We start from the raw sequence: 16,683 nt of genomic DNA, 5'->3' as shown, positions 1-16,683 counted from the left end.
GTGGAGCACGGAATGCGCGGCGGCCGGCTCACCTGGCTCGCCGACGGGACGGAATTGGACCGTGTGATGCCATGAGCCGCGGTCAGTAATCTCTCATCGGGTGATGACAACGGTCACGCCGAGCAAGCCATGGAGAGCGTCGAATCTGCAGGCTGAATCGTGCGGGTGAAACCCGCTTATTGTTCACGACCGACTTTTTAGTAGGGTCAGCACGGCTGGCTCACCCGAAAGTCCGATATCCGGCATAAGATGAGCTCGGGAAGGTCCGACGACTGTCACAAGTACTGGTTCCGGCCAATGTCGGCTTGCGCTTCTGACGATGGGGACAATCCCGCAAGGAATCCCGGAGGGTGTGAGCCATGTGGAGGATAGGCCATGAAGTGGAAGTCGCTTCGATCAACCGCGCTCGCCGGCCTCACCGTGGCCGCGATTCTCATGGAGGCGCGGGCTGGGTTCGCCCTCGACGAAGAACCGTTGAACCTGCTGCGGTTCACGTCGGCGAAGGTCGAATCGACCACTTCTCCCGCCGACGTGACTGCGATCGCGCGGTTGACAGACGGCGACGCGAAGACGGTCGCGGAGATCAACGCGACGGAAGCCACACCGCTGGACGTCACGTTCACGTTCGGTGGAGGCGTTGTGGCGCCGGAGGGGATCAGGGTCACGCTGCCGGAGGGCTCGGGCAGCGCGGCAGCTCGCGTGGAGATCCTCGTCTCGACGGCGTCGGCGCACGCCGGGTTCCGGTCCCTTCGCACTGACCCGCTTGCGGCGGAGGGCAAGCCGCAGACGTTCGAGTTCCCCACCACCGCGGCGCGCTGGATCATCGTGCGGCTCGCGCCGCAGCCCGGGGCGCGCAAGGTAGCGGCGGCGGAAGTGGAGGTCATCGGTCGGGAGGGTGAGCCGAAGAGCCACTACGCGTTCGCCGAGTCTCCGGCGAAGGCCTTGGACGTGCTCACGCGCCTCGAGAAGACGACATCGCTCAAGTTGGCGGTCTCTGACGACGAGAAGGCGATGTTCGCGAAGGCGAAGGCGGGGCGCTTGACGCCCGTGGAGTTCGCTGAGGCCGCGCTGCTGGCGTCGGGCGTAGTCGACGCGGGGAAAAGGAAGAAGTACCTGAAGCGCCTGGACGCGTTGGAGCAGCAGGCCCGCGCGGCGGTGGCGAACGCGCGCACTCCCGCAGCCAAGGGCGAGGCGCTCCTCCAGTGGCTCCACAAGGGCCCGATTTCGAAAGGCTACGTGGCGCGCCAGACCGGCCTCTCGGTGATCTTGGATACGGGTACGTTCAATTGCGTGTCGTCCGCCGTGCTCTACAACGTGCTCGCGCTGCGGCTCGGGCTGGACGTGCGCGCGATCGAGGTGCCCGACCACGCGTTCTCGATCCTCTACGACGGCACGCGGCACATGGACGTGGAGACAACGAACGCCAAGGGGTTCAACCCCGCTAGGGACAAGGCCGCCATCGCCAAGTTCGAGCAGATGACGGGCTTCCGCTACATCCCCGACGCGCACCGCGACCAGCGCCGAGAGGTCGAGGAGGCGGGGCTGGCGGCGATCATCTACTACAACCAGGGCGTGTTGCTCTCGGAGGCGAAGCGCTACCACGAGGCGCTCGTGGCGAATTTCCGGGCGATGAGCCTCGACCCCGAGTTCGGCTCGGCGGTGAAGAACGCGCTGGCCGTGCTCGCGAACTGGGGAGCGGAGCTTTCGCGCGACGGCAAGTTCCAGGAGGCTCTGGAAGTCGTGACGACCGGCCTCGCGCTGGCGCCGAAGGACGCGGCGCTCGTCAATAACCATTCGGCTGTTTGGAGCCAGTGGGCGCTCAGCGCGGTGGACGCCGGCAAGCCGTCCGAGGCGCTTGCCATCCTCGAGCGAGCGGCCGCCGCGGTGCCCAGCGGGGGGTTCGAGGGGATGCAATCGCTCGTGTACATCCGGCCGGCGGACATACGGATGCGGGAGGGCCGGTGGGAGGACGCGCTCGCGGCGGCCGTGCCGGGCTTCGAGGCGCTCGCGGGCGAGCCGCGCAAGGAGCTCGAGAAGTGGCTCGGCTACTTCGGGCAGGAGTGGTCTGCCGCGCTGGCCAAGAAGGAGGGTGAGGCGAGGGCCCTTGAGGCACTGCGCGGTTTCGTGGCGCGCTTCCCCGGCAACGAGCACGTGACTTCGGCGGCGGACAGCCACGTACGCCGGATGGCGTTCGGGTTGGCCGACGCCGGGAAGTTCGAGGAGGCGCTCGCGGCGATCCAGAGGGCCAAGGATTTGATGAAAGACACAGCGGGCGTCCGCGAGGCGTCGGTTTACGTCTACGACGACTGGGCGAAGCGCCACATGAAGGACGGTCGGTGGGAAATGGCAGCGGATGTGTACGTGAAGGGGTTCGCGGCGTACCCGGGCGAGGGGCTGTTCAAGAGCAACGTGGCGTATCTTGCGCAGGAGTGGACGAAAGCCGCTTACGCGAAGGGCGGCGCGAACGCGGCGGCCGAGGTGATGAAGTCGATGGCGGAGCGGTTTCCGGGGCTGACAGGCCTGTCGAAGAGTGGCGGGAATGAACTGCAACGGGCCGTAAACGCGCGCGTCGAGGAGGGGAAGTACGAGGAGGCGCTCGCGGCCTTGGAGAAGGGGCGGCAGCTACTGGAGGATAGCGACGCGGAGCAGACGTACCTGTACGTGTACGACTTCTGGGCGAGGAAGCGCATGGAGGCGGGCGCGTGGGAGGAGGCCGCGGACGTGTACATGAAGGCGCTCGCGCGATATCCCGAGGCGGGCATGCTCAAGCAGAACGTCGCGTACCTGGGCCAGGAGTGGACGAAAGCCGCCTACACGAAGGGCGGAGCCCCGGCGGCCGCCGCGGTCGCGAAGGCCCTCGCGGCGAAGTTCCCTGGAGTCGAGTCCATCGGGAAGTCCGGCGGCCAAGGGGTGGCCCGTGTAGTCCATGACTCGATTGGAAACGGGAAGTTCGAGGCCGCGCTCGCGGCCGTGGACCAAGGGAAGGAGTTCCTGCCGGGAAACGAGGCGCAGGAGCTCTACTTCGCGGCGTACGACGGCTGGGCCAAGCGTTACATGCAGGACGGCCAGTGGGAGAAGGCGGCAGACGTCTACGAGGCGGGTCTCGGGCGGTTCCCCTCGATGGAAAAGCTTCAGGGGAACATCGGGTGGTTCGCGCAGGAATGGGCGAAGGAAGTGGCCGCTGGGCAGGGGCCGGACAAGGCCGTGGAAGTTCTGCGAGCGTTGAAGCAGAGGTTCCCGGGCCTGCAGAACGTGGCGCGATCGTCGAAGAACTACCTGAACAACAATGTGAACGCTCTCGTGCGGGACAACAAACACGAGGAGGCGCTCGCTGTGATCGAGAGGCTGAAGGACCTCGCGGAAGGGGAGGCGGACGTGGAGAGGCTCGCAGTGTTCGCGTACGACCGGTGGGCGAGGAGGTTCATAGACAAGAAGGACTGGGACGGGGCGATTGCGATCTACGACAAGGGCCTCGCGCGGTATCCGGACCAACGATTGTTCGGGCAGAACAAGGCGTATTGCATCGAGCAAAAGAGCAGGTAGGAGCGGGCTGTCCGCTCACGGGTGGATCCGGCGCTCGTATGCCTCCCAGAGAGGACCCGGGTGTAGGGGGCAGGTAAGGGGAGTTGCTAATGGCATCAAGTCCAGTCCCTCACAAACTGGACGAGAAAACCAAGCAATCTCGGGGCCGTGTGTTTTGGGGGAATGACGTGAGGTGACCCCTAGCAGCAATCAGGCAAACTGCCCAATCCGTCGGCGATGCGATGATTTTCGCGTCACTCGGGCGAACGCTCGAAGCCGCACAGTTCCACAAATGCCGGCCTTTTTGGCCTATTCGGCATTGGCATGCTCCTTGCTTAGTTGGTGATGTGCAGAGCGTCTAGGGTTCCGGCCGCAACACAGCGGTGCTGGTCCAAGAGATGCGACCGCCAGGGATGCACTGAGGCATCCGGCGGAACACGGCGGGCCAAAATCCCGGGAGAACCCTGCACGGGTTTGCTGGCGCGAACCTCTCCCGGATGCGCGCTCGCAAACCCCAACATCAAGTCCGGTCGCAATCCGGATCGCGAACAGGGGTACGCAATGCTTCGCAAGCTGGCCGCAATCATCCTAGCCGCATCACTCGGCCTTCCCATCGCTTCCGCCGCCGACGCGGCGCCCAAGAAAGACTTCAAGATATGCTGGTCGATCTATGTCGGCTGGATGCCGTGGGGCTATCTCGCCGACAGCGGCATCATGAAGAAATGGGCTGAAAAAAACGGCATCAATGTCGAGATCACCCGCATCAACGACTATGTCGAAAGCATCAACCAGTACACCGCCGGCGGATTCGACGGCTGCTCGATGACCAACATGGACGCGCTGTCGATCCCCGCAGGCGGCGGCGTTGACACCACCGCCTTGATCATCGGCGACTTCTCCAACGGCAATGATGCGGTGATCCTCAAGGACAAGGCAGCGCTCGCCGACATTGCCGGCCAGAAGGTCAATCTCGTCGAGCTCTCCGTCTCGCATTACCTGCTGGCGCGGGCGCTGGACACGGTCAAGCTTGCCGAGAAGGACATCACCGTCGTCAACACATCCGACGCCGACATGGTCGCCGCCTACGGCACCAGCGACGTCACCTCGGTCGTCACCTGGAACCCGCTGGTCTCCGAGATCGTCGCCATGCCGGGTGCGCACAAAGTGTTCGATTCCGCGCAGATTCCCGGCGAGATCATCGACTTGATGGTCGTCAACACCGAGACCCTGAAGGACAATCCGGCATTGGGCAAGGCGCTTGTCGGCGCGTGGTACGAGGTGATGGAGCTGATGACCTCCGACACGCCGGAAGGCAAGGCAGCCAAGGAGGAGATGGCCAAGGCGTCCGGCACCGACCTCGCCGGCTTCGACGCGCAGCTTGCCTCGACGGCAATGTTCTTCGACCCCGCCAAGGCGGTCGAGTTCACCAATGGCAGCGAATTGCCGAAGACGATGGATCTGGTCCGCAACTTCCTGTTCAGCCACGGCATTCTCGGCACCAATGCGACGAGCGTCGACGTCGTCGGCATGAGCTTTGCCGACGGATCGACGCTGGGCGACGCCAAGAACGTCAAGCTGCGTTTCGATCCAGCCTTCATGGCCGAGGCGGCAACCGCAACGCCCTGACCCGACATGCTGGCCAGGGAAATGCGTGCCAGGGATGAAGCCTCCGCGACGGGCGGGGAGGGCACCACGCGCCCTTCCCGGCCAAAGCCGAGGGTGCGCCTTCGCATGATCAATGCGAAGGTTTCGCGCGGCGGCGCCCTGTTCCTCGGCGGCTTGCCGTTCCTGTTCGTGGCAATCGCCTATCTAATCGCTTCGGCGCAACGACTGGCGCTCAATCCCAACGACAAGCTGCTGCCTTCGCCGGTACAGATGTGGTCGGCCTTTCTTGACCTTGCCACGGTGCCGGACAAGCGCTCGGGCGACCTCATCCTGTGGGTCGACACCTATGCCAGTCTCCTCAGGCTGTTCGCGGGCGTGGGCGTTGCGACGGTCGCCGCGCTTTCGCTCGGCATTGCCATCGGCTTCATCCCGCGGGTGCGGGCGTTCCTGCTGCCGTTCGTCACCGTCGTTTGCGTCATCCCTCCGCTGGCGCTGCTGCCGATCCTGTTCATCGCGCTCGGCCTCGGCGAAACGGCCAAGATCACGCTGATCGCCGTCGGCGTCGCGCCGGTGATGGTGCGCGACATCGCCAACCGGGTGATGGAACTGCCACCAGAACTGGTGGCCAAGGCGCAGACGCTTGGCGGCAACAGCTGGACCACGGTCTTGCGGCTGGTGCTGCCGCAGATCATGCCGCGCCTCATCACTTGCGTGCGGCTGGCACTCGGGCCGGCCTGGCTGTTCCTGATCGCCGCCGAAGCCATCGCCTCGACCGAAGGGCTGGGTTACCGCATCTTCCTCGTCCGCCGCTATCTCTCGATGGACGTCATCCTGCCCTATGTCGCCTGGATCACGCTGCTTGCCGTGATCACCGACTGGCTGCTGGTGCGGCTGTCGCGGGCAATCTCCCCTTGGGCGCATCCGGTGGAGGCCAGATGAGTCGCATCGTCGTTCACGGGCTGGAAAAGAACTATGGCGATGCCCGCGTGCTCGAGCGGGTCAACGTCACCGCCGAAGCCGGCGAATTCCTGTCGCTGGTCGGCGCCAGCGGCTGCGGAAAATCGACGTTCCTGCGCATCCTGCTCGGCCAGGAGCAGCAGAGCAGCGGCGTCGTCATCGTCGGCGATGGCCCGATCGTGCCCGAGCCGACGCCGCAGCGCGGCATCGTCTTTCAGCGCTATTCGGTGTTTCCGCATCTGACCGCCATCCAGAACCTGCTGCTGGTCGAAGACTTTCGCTCGGGCGGGCCGTTTGGCCGCGTCTTCGGCGCCAGGCGCAGAAACGCCAGGCAACAGGCCGAGGCCATGCTGGCGCGGGTTGGCCTTGCCCATGCGCGCGACCTCTATCCGGCATCGCTCTCCGGCGGCATGCAGCAGCGGCTGGCGATTGCGCAGACCTTGCTCGGCCGCCCGAAAATCCTGCTTCTCGACGAACCGTTCGGTGCGCTCGATCCCGGCATCCGCGTGGAGATGCACGATCTGCTGACCGAGCTCTGGACCGAGCACGGCATGACGGTGGTGATGGTCACCCACGATATCGGCGAGGCCTTCAAGCTCGGCACCCGCGTGCTGGTTTTCGACAAGGTGCGCCACGATCCGCAGTTCCCGTCGGCTTACGGCGCGACGATCACCTACGACCTGAGGCTCGACCGCAAGACCCGGGCTTCCTCTCATCACTTGGCCAAGGTGGCCGCGATGGTCGGGACGACCCGGCCGGAAACAGCAATGGCGACGACGGCGTCGTAACGGAGAGTTTGAATGTCCAGAAATATCCCCGAACGCAGCCACCGCCGTGCAGGGCTCGTCGCCCGGGCGGCCAGGGAACGCTTTCACCACCCCGATTTCGACGCCCGCGGCACGCAGGGCTGGAAGTCGATCGAGGCCGAGGGCAAGCTGCCGGAAAGCGGCTGGCGCAAGGAGCAGCAATGGGCGCTCGACATGGGCCTGCCAGGGTCGGAGTCGATCGTCGACAAGTCGATCCCGACATTCGCGCGCGGCGAGCTGCCGCATTTCGCCGGCATCAACACCTTTCTCAAGGCGCCCTATGTCGAGAACGTCCGCGATGTCGGCAAATATGATGCCGCCGTCATCGGCATCCCTTTCGACAGCGGCACCACCTACCGGCCGGGAACCCGCTTCGGGCCGCAAGGCATTCGCCGCATCTCGGCGCTGTACACGCCGTACAACTATGAGCTCGGCGTCGATTTGCGCGAGCAGATGACGCTGTGCGACGCCGGCGACGTCTTCACCATTCCCGCCAACCTCGAAAAGAGCTTCGACCAGATCACCAAGGGCGTCAGCCATGTCGCCTCCTCCGGCGCGCTGCCGATCATGCTGGGTGGCGACCACTCGATCGGTTTCCCTTGCGTGCGCGGCATCGCCGACGTGACCTCGAAGCGCATCGGCATCATCCATTTCGACCGCCATATCGACATCCAGGAAAAGGATCTCGACGAGCGCATGCACACGACGCCCTGGTACTGGGCGACCAACCTGCCGAACGTCTCGGCGACCAATCTCGTGCAGCTCGGCATCGGCGGCTGGCAGGTTCCCCGCTACGGCGTCGCCGAGGCGAGGAAGCGCGGCACCAACGTGCTGACCATTGCCGACATCGAGCAGATGGGCCTCGAGAAGGCGGCGGAAATCGCGCTCGAGCTCGCATGGAAGGACACCGACGCCGTCTATATCTCTTTCGACGTCGACAGCCTCGATTGCGGTTTCGTACCCGGCACCGGCTGGCCTGAGCCGGGCGGCTTCCTGCCGCGCGAGGCGCTCAAGCTGCTTGGGCTGGTGACGGCGCCTGGCATTTGCGGGCTGGAAGTGGTCGAGGTCTCGCCGCCCTACGACACGTCGGACATCACCGCGCTGTTCGGCGTGCGCGTCGTCGTCGAGGCGCTCGGCTCGATGGTCGCGCACGGCAATCTCGGCAAGCATAAATCGATCATCGACAAACCGGTGAGTTTTTGACCATGCACGACGATCGTCACCACAGTCATGGCCATGACGACGGCCACCATCATCACGGGCCGAACGGTCATCATGACCATCCGCACGCCCCCGGCCACAATGGGCCCGCTGGCAAGCCGCTGCAATGGCAGACACCGCATCTGCCGGACCAGGCTCACGAGCCGCCGGTTGATCCCGCATCGGTCGACCTCGACCTGGTCGAAACCGCCTTCCTCGAAGGCTTTGCGCGGGCGCCGGACCCATCCAGCTTTCTGCGTCTGGCCGGCATACCCTTTGTCGGCGAGAGGACGGACGGCGTGCGGCTTCATCTGCTTCGCGTCGAGACCGAGGATCTGGTCGACGTCGGCGCGGTCATGCCGCTCGTCGGCGGCACCGGCGTCGCCTATCACCCGTTGCCGGCGCGCCTGACATCGCACCGCCGCCGCCTCGCTTTCATCTATCACGATGGCGCTGAGCAAAAGCCGCTCGGCTTCGCCGCGGCGCGCGCCCTTGCGGACCGTTCCGCCGCTTCGCAATTCACCGTTCCCGGGCACTGAAACCAGAACCCGTCACTCTCATCGAGCAGGTACAACCATGAAAACATTTGCAAGCATGAAAACAATGGCAAGACTTGGCATCCTTTCAGCTCTCGCCGCCCTCACACCGTCGCTGGCGTTTGCCCATAGCGGCGGCGCTCACGTCCACGGCTTTTTCGCCGGCCTCCAACATCCGCTGTTCGGCATGGATCATCTGCTCGCAATGGTCGCAGTCGGCATGATCGGCGCCCGTGCCGGCGGGCGCAGTATTGTCCTTGTGCCGCTGTTCTTTGTCTCGGCGATGGTCGCCGGAGCCTTGCTCGGCATGGCCGGCATCGGCCTGCCTTCGCTTGAAACCGGCATCGCGCTGTCGCTTGTGGTCTTCGGTGCCATCGTCGGCCTGGCCAGGCCGCTGCCGCTGGCCGCCGCCGCGGCGCTGACGGCCCTGTTCGGCCTCTTTCACGGCAACGCCCACGGCCTTGAGAGTCCCGAGAGCGCCGGCGGCATCGCCTACGCCGCTGGTTTCATGCTCGCCACGTCGATGCTGCATGCGATCGGCATTCTGTCCGCTGTCAAGCTGGTTCGTTGGCCGACGACGGTCCGCACCGCTGGGATCGCCACCTCGCTGGTTGGAATGGCCATGGCGGCCCAAGCTTTTTGAGACGTAGGCAGTCGGCGAACAGAATTGGAAAGCAGATGAGCCAGAAATGGTCGATGAGGCTGCGGCGCGTCCGCGATTTGCTGTACCATATCCTGAAGGTCCGAGCCCAACGGCTTTGAGGGGCGCGGTTATCGCGTCCCTCCGATCTGCTTGAGCGTCAGAACTCGAGCGCCTGCCTGAGCGCCGGACCGCTCCTGACACGCAGATCGAGGTCGGCCTCGATATGGTCGATGTGGTGCAGCATCAGGGCGCTGGCGCGTTCGGAATTGCCATTTTCCAGCGCCTCCAGGATATTCATGTGCTCGCTATGGCCACAGCTCGAGACGCCCGAGCGGCCGTAGAGCGCGATCACCAGCGATGACCGCGCCACCAGTTCTTCCATGAAGCGCTGGAGGATGGCGTTTCCGGCAACCGAAGCCAGCAGCAGGTGAAAATCGCCCGAAGCCTTGATTTCCGAGCGTCTTGCATTTGGTCCGCGTTCGGCAATGAAGCGGCCCTCTTCATCGAGCTGCGCCTTGAAGGCAGCGACATGGTCCGGCGTCATCCGCCCGGCTGCGGCAATCGCTATGCCGGGCTCGATCAGCCGGCGCGAAGCGAAGACCTGGCGCGCTTCCTCCGGCGACGGGTTGGCGACGAAGGCGCCACGATTGCGCTCGGTCCGCACCAGGCCTTCGAAGGAGAGCATCTGCAGCGCCGCGCGCGCCACGGTGCGGCTGACATCGAATAAAGTGCCGACCTCGCCTTCCGACAGCTTGGTTCCGGGCGCCAGCCGGCGGTCGACGATCGCGTCGCGCAACTGGTCGCGGATCGCCTGGGCGCGATCCTCGTTGGCACTGTCGACAGCAGGGAAAGTCTGGTCGGCTATATTCATGATGGTCGTCCCTGCACCTTTCTACCCTGAATCGGGTCGCTTGCACGAGGGACAAAGTGAATACGATACCGAAAAAGATTGCATACGATTTTTGCGAGAATCGCTGGCGATCGCCTATAATTTGTGCATTCTCAGGCATGCCGTTTCGAAGGGCAGCCGGAGGCAATTCTGATTTTCCCAAGGAATCAATCGTTTGAGGCCGATCTAGGGCAGTTGGCATGCATGATGCTTTGCTTAAGTTGATTTAGAGAGGAAGCCGGATGTCCAAAGCCGCCGAAATCGACATCGTGTCCGTTTCGAAGATCTATGGCGCGACGACTGCCGTCGAAGACATCAGCTTGAAAATCCCCGCGGGAACCTATTGCTGCCTGCTCGGGCCGTCCGGCTGCGGCAAGACCTCGACGCTGCGCATGATTGCCGGGCACGAAACCATATCGAGCGGCGACGTGCGTCTCGGCAACACGGTGGTCACCGACCTGCCGCCGGCCAGGCGCGGCACCGCCATGATGTTCCAGTCCTACGCGCTGTTTCCGCATCTCGACCTGATCGACAATGTTGCGTTCAGCCTCAAGATGAAGGGCGTCGGCAAGGAAGAGCGCCGCGCCAGGGCGCTCGATATGCTGAAGCTGATGCAGATGGAGGGCTACGCCGGCCGCCGCCCGGCGCAGCTTTCGGGCGGACAGCAGCAACGCGTCGCTCTGGCCCGCGCGCTGATCACCGACCCCGAAGCGCTGCTGCTCGACGAGCCGCTGTCGGCACTCGATCCATTCCTGAAGATCCGCATGCGGGCGGAACTGAAGAAGCTGCAGACGTCGCTCGGCATCACTTTCGTCCACGTCACCCACAGCCAGGAGGAGGCGATGGCGCTCGCCGACCTGATCGTGGTCATGAATGACGGCCGTATCGAGCAGGCGGCGCATCCGCGCATCGTCTTCGAGCGGCCGGCCACCGCGTTCGTAGCCCGCTTCATGGGCGATCACAACGTCGTCTCCGGCCGCGTCAGCGGCAGCCGCGACGGCATGGTTGTCTTCGATGTGCCGGGTGGGGCCTCGCTTGCGGCCAGCGGGCAGGGCAGGGCGATCGGCGAGCCGATCGATATCGCCATTCGCACCGACCATGTGCGGATCGGCGACCCACTGGCCACCGGGCTCGGCTTCACTGGCATCGCTTCCAACGTCGAATACCGCGGCTCGACCGTAAAACTCTCGGTCAATGGCGCCGGCATTGAGGATTTTACCGTCATCGTCGACGACACCAGCTTCTTCGCCAAGCCGGTCGCCGTCGGCGACGCGGTGCCGATCGCCTGGGACGCCGAGGACGCGATCGTCCTTGGTCGTCTCGATTCCTGAACCAGAACCATCAATCAAAACAGGGGAACTGACATGACCAACACCACCGACAACAAGACAGGAATTTCCCGCCGCTCGCTGCTCAAGACCGGTGCTGCCGCCATCGGTCTTGCCGCCGGTTCGGGTGCCATCACCGGGTTTCCGACGATCTGGGCGCAGAACCCGATCACCCTGCGCCAGTTCGGCACCGGCGTGTCGAACCTCAACGCCATTGCCGACAAGTGCAAGGCCGACCTCGGCATCACGCTGGAAATGACCGCGACCGATTCCGACGCCGCCGCCCAGCGCGCGGTGACCCAGCCGGACAGCTACGACATCGCCGACATCGAATACTGGATCGCCAAGAAGGTGTATCCGTCCGGCGTGATGCAGCCGATGGATGTCAAGAAGCTGAAATATTACGACAAGATCGTGCCGCTGTTCATCACCGGCAAGCTGACGCCCGACAGCGTCATCGCCCAGGGCACCGCGCCCCATACCGTCGGCTTCGTCGAGGCGCAGGACGCCAAGACCTTCGCCGAGCAGCCGACGCAGTGGATGACGATGGTTCCGACCATCTACAACGCCGATACGCTCGGCATCCGCCCCGACCTTGTCGGCCGCGAGATCACCACCTGGGCCGACATCATGGATCCGGCCTTCAAGGGCAAGGCCGCCATCCTCAATATCCCGTCGATCGGCATCATGGATGCGGCGATGATCATGGAAGCCATGGGCAACGTCAAATACGCCGACAAGGGCAACATGACCAAGGAGGAGATCGACAAGACGATCGACTTCCTGATCAAGGCCAAGCAGGACGGCCAGTTCCGGGCGTTCTGGAAATCGTTCGACGAGAGCGTCAATTTGATGGCATCGGGCGAAGTGGTCATCCAGTCGATGTGGTCTCCGGCGGTCGCGGCGGTGCGCTCCAAGGGCATCGCCTGCAAATACCAGCCGCTCAAGGAAGGCTATCGTTCGTGGGGCGGCGGCCTTGGCCTGGCGGCGCACCTCAAGGGCGCCGAGCTCGACGCCGCCTACGAGTACATCAACTGGTACTTGTCCGGCTGGGTCGGCGCCTACCTAAACCGCCAGGGCTATTACTCGGCCGCCATGGACACGGCCAAGCAGTTCATGTCCGAGGACGAATGGGGCTACTGGGTCGACGGCAAGCCGGCCAAGGGCGACATCATGGCGCCGGACGGCAAGATCATGGAGAAGGCAGGCGCGGTGCGCGACGGCGGCTCGTTCGTCGAGCGCATGGGCAAGGTCGCCTGCTGGAACTCGGTCATGGACGAGGACCGCTACATGGTGAGGCGCTGGAACGAATTCATCGCGGCGTAGTGCCTTCTTGCCTTCTCCCCTTGTGGGAGAAGGTGGCCGAGCGAAGCTCGGTCGGATGAGGGGTGTTGGACGGATCGCCAACGCTGAGTTTCTTCCAGCACCCCCTCATCCGCCTTGCCGCTGCGCGCCAATCCACCTTCTCCCACAAGGGGAGAAGGGACGCAGCTCCGGCCGCCTCGCAGCCTACCGAGATGTTGATGACAGCAGTGCTCGAACGTCCTGGAATGATCGCCGCCAAACCTGCCGGGCGCCGCCTGTTCTCGGTCGCCCGCCTCGTCCCCTATCTCCAGGCGGCGCCGCTGGCGCTGATCCTCGGCGCGTTCCTTTTGCTGCCGATCCTGATGATCGCCGTGGTCTCCTTCTGGGACTACGATTTCGCGGCGATGTATCCGGATTTCCTGACCATCAACTACGCCGACACGCTCGGCTCGTGGGTGACCTGGAAAACCTATCTGAACACGCTGAAATACGCTGGTATCGTCTGGGCACTGACGCTGTTCGTCGGCTTCTGGGTCGCCTATTTCCTCGCCTTCCATATCAGGACCACCGCCATGCAGATGGTGCTGTTCCTGGTCTGCACGGTGCCATTCCTGACCTCCAACATCATCCGCATGATCTCGTGGATTCCGGTGCTTGGCCGCAACGGCCTGGTCAACTCGACGCTGGTTGAGATCGGGCTGATCCCGAAGCCGATCGAATGGCTGCTCTATTCCGAATTCGCCGTGGTGCTGGCCATGGTGCATCTCTACACGCTGTTCATGGTGACACCGATCTTCAACACGTTGATGCGCATCGACAAGTCGCTGATCGAGGCTGCGCGCGATGCCGGCGCGTCCGGCTGGCAGGTGTTGTGGAACGTCGTCATCCCGCTTGCCAAGCCCGGCATGGCGATCGGCACCATCTTCGTCGTCACGCTGGTGATGGCCGACTTTTCGACGGTGCAGGTGATGTCCGGCGGACAGAGCGCATCCGTCGCGCTGATGATGAAGAACCAGATGTCGCTGCTGCAATATCCGGCAGCGGCCGCCAACGCGGTCGTGCTGCTGGTGCTGGTGCTGCTGATGGTCGCCGGCATCCTGCGCATCGTCGACATCCGCAAGGAGCTGTGAGGCGATGAGCCGGGACAAGCGCACCCTTGAATTCTACGTGCTGGCGGCATTCTTCGCCCTTTTCGTGCTGTTTCTCTACGGCCCGCTCTCGGCGATCCTGATCCTGTCCTTCCAGGGCGAGAATGGCGGGCTGACCTTTCCGCTGAACGGCGTTTCGCTGCACTGGTTCGCCAATCTGTTCGAACGCCAGGCGGTCGGTGATTTCGGCGGCAGCTTCAAACGCTCCTTTATTCTTGGCCTGATGGTGATGATCGTCACCGTCGGCGTGTCGCTGCTTGCCGGTCTTGCCTTTCGGCAAAAATTTCGCGGCGCCACCGCATTGTTCTATCTGGCAGTCGCCAGCCTGGTCGTGCCGTCGATCATCATCTCGCTCGGCATCGGCGTCGTCTTCCAGCAGATCGGCTTTCGTCCCGCCTGGTACACCTCTGCTTTTGGTGCCCATCTGACCTGGACCTTGCCTTTCGGCGTGCTGATCATGTTCGCGGTCTTCAACCGGTTTTCGCCGGCCTATGAGGAAGCCGCGCGGGACTTGGGCGCGACCTCCTGGCAGACCTTCGCGCATGTCGTGCTGCCGATGATCGCGCCCAGCCTGATCGGTGTCGGCCTGTTCGGTTTCACCCTGTCCTATGACGAGTTCGCCCGCACCCTGATGACCTCGGGCACGTTCAACACGCTGCCGCTCGAAATCTACGGCATGACGACGAATGTGACGACGCCAGTGCTCTATGCGCTGGGCACCGTGACCACGGTATTTTCCTTCCTGGTGATTTTGGCGACGCTCGGCGCAATCGCCTATGTCGGCGGCCGTCGGCCGCGAGCTTGAGAGAACCGCAGTGCAGATCCTCGTCGTCAATCCGAACACCACCGCCAGCATGACCGAAACCATTGCAGCGGCGGCGCGGTTGGTCGCCGGCGCCGGTACGGACATCGTCGCCGTCACCTCGACGATGGGTCCGGTTTCGATCGAAGGCTACTATGACGAGGCGCTTGCCGTGCCGGGCCTTCTGGTCGAGATCGCCGCCGGCGAGCGCTCGGGCGCGCTGGCTGCGATCGTCGCCTGTTTCGACGACACTGGGCTGGATGCGGCGCGCGCCATGGCCAACATTCCGGTCATCGGCATCTGCGAGGCAGCGCTCAGCACGGCCTCGTTCATCGCCCAGCGCTTCACCGTCGTCACCACGACCGAGCGCTCGCGCGTGCCGGTCGAAGCGCTCGTGCAGCGCTATGGCATGGCAGGACGGGCACGCGTGCGCGCTGCCGACATTCCGGTTCTTGCGCTCGAAGACCCAACCTCTGATGCGATCCTGAAGCTGCGCGGCGAGATCGCGCGCGCGCTCGACGAGGATCGCGCAGAGGCCATCGTGCTTGGCTGTGCCGGCATGGCCGATCTCGCCGCCGCGCTGCAGCGGGAATTCGGCGTTCCGGTCATCGACGGCGTCGGTGCCGCGGTCAAGCAGGCCGAGGCCTTGATCGCGCTTGGCCTGTCGACGTCCAAGCGTGGCGCCTATGCAAACCCGCTGGCAAAGCCCTATCTTGGCGCATTGAAGTCCTTCGCCCCCGGACCTGGTGTCGCCGAGTGAGCCAATGCGCCGAACGATCAGAACGCTCGCACTTGAAGACGTAAAAATCCTTGTCGACTGGGCGGCAGCGGAGGGCTGGAATCCTGGCCTCGGCGATGCCGTGGCGTTCCATGCGGCGGATCCCGACGGCTTCATCGGCGCCTTTGTCGATGGCGAGATGGTGGCCGGTATTTCAGCTGTGGCCTATGGCGACGATTTCGGCTTCATCGGCCTCTATATCTGTCGGCCGGACAGGCGTGGAGAAGGTCATGGCAAGGCGGTCTGGGATGCCGGCATGGCGCGGCTCGGCGACCGCACGATCGGCCTCGATGGTGTCGTCGAACAGCAGGCCAATTACCGCAGCATGGGTTTTGCGCCGGTCTACCGGACGATCCGCTTCGTCGGATCGCCGAACGGTCCGACAACTGCCGACAGCGACATTCGCGTCATAGGCCCGCAAGCGGATGTCCTGGACTACGATAGCCGGTACTTTCCCGCTCCGAGGCGATCCTTCCTGGAACACTGGCTGCGCCCGCCGCACGTCGCGCTGGCGATCGTCAGGGATGGCGCCATCAAGGGGTACGGCGTCGCCCGCCAATGCCGGGACGGCTGCAAGGTCGGGCCGCTCTTTGCCAACAGCCTGGACGCGGCAAGTCGCCTTTTCGGAGCGCTCGCCAACGCCTCCGGACCCGGAAATGTCCATCTCGACGTCCCCGAGACCAGTGGAAGCTTTGCGGCTTTCCTGTCGTTCGCCGGCCTTCAACCGGGCTTCGAAACGGCTCGAATGTACAAGGGAAAAGCGCCGCAGCTCGCGCAGTTCGGCGTCTTTGCGATCACGACTTTGGAGCTTGGTTGAGACGGCGTCAGCTTTTTGTGCGCAGATCATCGAGGCGAAGTTCCACGCCTTTTGGCTGGTCTCCTCGCGAAAAAACGTAAATGCCCAAGGCGATGGACTGCGACAACCAGAGCGCCGACGGCGAGGTACAGATTGTTCTGCCTCATCCAGTCGGTCGCGTGTCATGTGCCATAGGGATGATGGCACCGCCATGTTCCCGCATGAGCTAAAAAGTTAGCCCGCCTGCATGTGCAGCGTTCAGGTCGCCAACGCATCGATTGGGAAAGCCCGGTCGATGGGAGAAATACTCCTCTGAGAGGCGGGAACAATACCGTCGAAGTGCTGTTAGGTCCGTTCCTCTAACGGAG

General features: G+C 64.0%; 14 protein-coding genes and 1 riboswitch. Of the genes, 13 read left to right on the top strand and 1 reads right to left on the bottom strand.

The genetic code is table 11. From position 1 onward, the window contains the following. Positions 1-375 precede the first annotated feature (375 nt). The 7 genes from AC0L2C_RS25850 to AC0L2C_RS25820 all read left to right on the top strand — a co-directional run bounded on the left by AC0L2C_RS25850 (position 376) and on the right by AC0L2C_RS25820 (position 9,269). The gene (locus AC0L2C_RS25850; RefSeq protein WP_473524726.1) at positions 376-3,543 is read left to right on the top strand and encodes a hypothetical protein; all 3,168 of its coding nucleotides are present in this window, start codon (positions 376-378) and stop codon (positions 3,541-3,543) included. A 326-nt stretch (positions 3,544-3,869) separates the two neighbouring features. After that, positions 3,870-3,984: riboswitch (guanidine-I (ykkC/yxkD leader) on the top strand. Positions 3,985-4,083: 99 nt separating this feature from the next. Beyond that, a complete protein-coding gene (locus AC0L2C_RS25845; protein WP_473524725.1) occupies positions 4,084-5,148 on the top strand; it encodes a putative urea ABC transporter substrate-binding protein in 1,065 nt (354 codons plus the stop codon). 105 nt (positions 5,149-5,253) lie between these two features. After that, a complete protein-coding gene (locus tag AC0L2C_RS25840; RefSeq protein WP_473524724.1) occupies positions 5,254-6,066 on the top strand; it encodes an ABC transporter permease in 813 nt (270 codons plus the stop codon). After that, positions 6,063-6,872, top strand: a complete 810-nt coding sequence (locus tag AC0L2C_RS25835; protein ID WP_287226216.1) for an ATP-binding cassette domain-containing protein — start codon at positions 6,063-6,065, stop codon at positions 6,870-6,872. Before AC0L2C_RS25840 ends, AC0L2C_RS25835 begins: the two co-directional genes overlap by 4 nt. Positions 6,873-6,884: 12 nt before the next feature. Then, positions 6,885-8,093, top strand: coding sequence for an agmatinase family protein (locus AC0L2C_RS25830; protein ID WP_077381532.1), 1,209 nt, complete (start codon positions 6,885-6,887; stop codon positions 8,091-8,093). Between the two features lie 2 nt (positions 8,094-8,095). Then, entirely contained in the window at positions 8,096-8,629 is a 534-nt protein-coding gene (locus AC0L2C_RS25825) for a hypothetical protein (RefSeq protein ID WP_287226213.1), read from the top strand. Positions 8,630-8,693: 64 nt separating this feature from the next. Continuing rightward, positions 8,694-9,269 (top strand): HupE/UreJ family protein, encoded by a 576-nt coding sequence (locus tag AC0L2C_RS25820; RefSeq protein ID WP_287226211.1) that lies wholly within the window; start codon positions 8,694-8,696, stop codon positions 9,267-9,269. 157 nt (positions 9,270-9,426) lie between these two features. Here the strand turns inward: AC0L2C_RS25820 and AC0L2C_RS25815 are convergent, their stop codons facing one another. Next, positions 9,427-10,140 (bottom strand): GntR family transcriptional regulator, encoded by a 714-nt coding sequence (locus AC0L2C_RS25815; RefSeq protein WP_023800160.1) that lies wholly within the window; start codon positions 10,138-10,140, stop codon positions 9,427-9,429. A gap of 260 nt (positions 10,141-10,400) precedes the next feature. Here AC0L2C_RS25815 and AC0L2C_RS25810 point away from each other — a divergent pair, with 260 nt between their 5' ends. The 6 genes from AC0L2C_RS25810 (at position 10,401) to AC0L2C_RS25785 (ending at position 16,336) form a co-directional block, all read left to right on the top strand. Then, on the top strand, positions 10,401-11,489 hold the full coding sequence (locus AC0L2C_RS25810) for an ABC transporter ATP-binding protein (RefSeq protein ID WP_473524723.1): 1,089 nt from the start codon (positions 10,401-10,403) through the stop codon (positions 11,487-11,489). Between the two features lie 33 nt (positions 11,490-11,522). Then, positions 11,523-12,812 carry an ABC transporter substrate-binding protein gene (locus AC0L2C_RS25805; protein WP_473524722.1) on the top strand — a complete coding sequence of 430 codons (1,290 nt, stop codon included), beginning with the start codon at positions 11,523-11,525 and terminating at the stop codon, positions 12,810-12,812. 224 nt (positions 12,813-13,036) lie between these two features. Next, positions 13,037-13,921, top strand: coding sequence for an ABC transporter permease (locus AC0L2C_RS25800; RefSeq protein ID WP_473524733.1), 885 nt, complete (start codon positions 13,037-13,039; stop codon positions 13,919-13,921). Between the two features lie 4 nt (positions 13,922-13,925). Then, positions 13,926-14,744, top strand: a complete 819-nt coding sequence (locus tag AC0L2C_RS25795; protein ID WP_023800164.1) for an ABC transporter permease — start codon at positions 13,926-13,928, stop codon at positions 14,742-14,744. Continuing rightward, positions 14,716-15,501 (top strand): aspartate/glutamate racemase family protein, encoded by a 786-nt coding sequence (locus AC0L2C_RS25790; RefSeq protein ID WP_473524721.1) that lies wholly within the window; start codon positions 14,716-14,718, stop codon positions 15,499-15,501. Before AC0L2C_RS25795 ends, AC0L2C_RS25790 begins: the two co-directional genes overlap by 29 nt. 4 nt (positions 15,502-15,505) lie before the next feature. Continuing rightward, on the top strand, positions 15,506-16,336 hold the full coding sequence (locus AC0L2C_RS25785) for a GNAT family N-acetyltransferase (protein WP_473524720.1): 831 nt from the start codon (positions 15,506-15,508) through the stop codon (positions 16,334-16,336). Positions 16,337-16,683 lie beyond the last annotated feature (347 nt).

This window comes from Mesorhizobium sp. WSM4845 (genome assembly GCF_055811455.1).
Note: the sequence above shows the minus strand (reverse complement) of the source record. Positions and strands in the feature narration are given on the sequence as shown.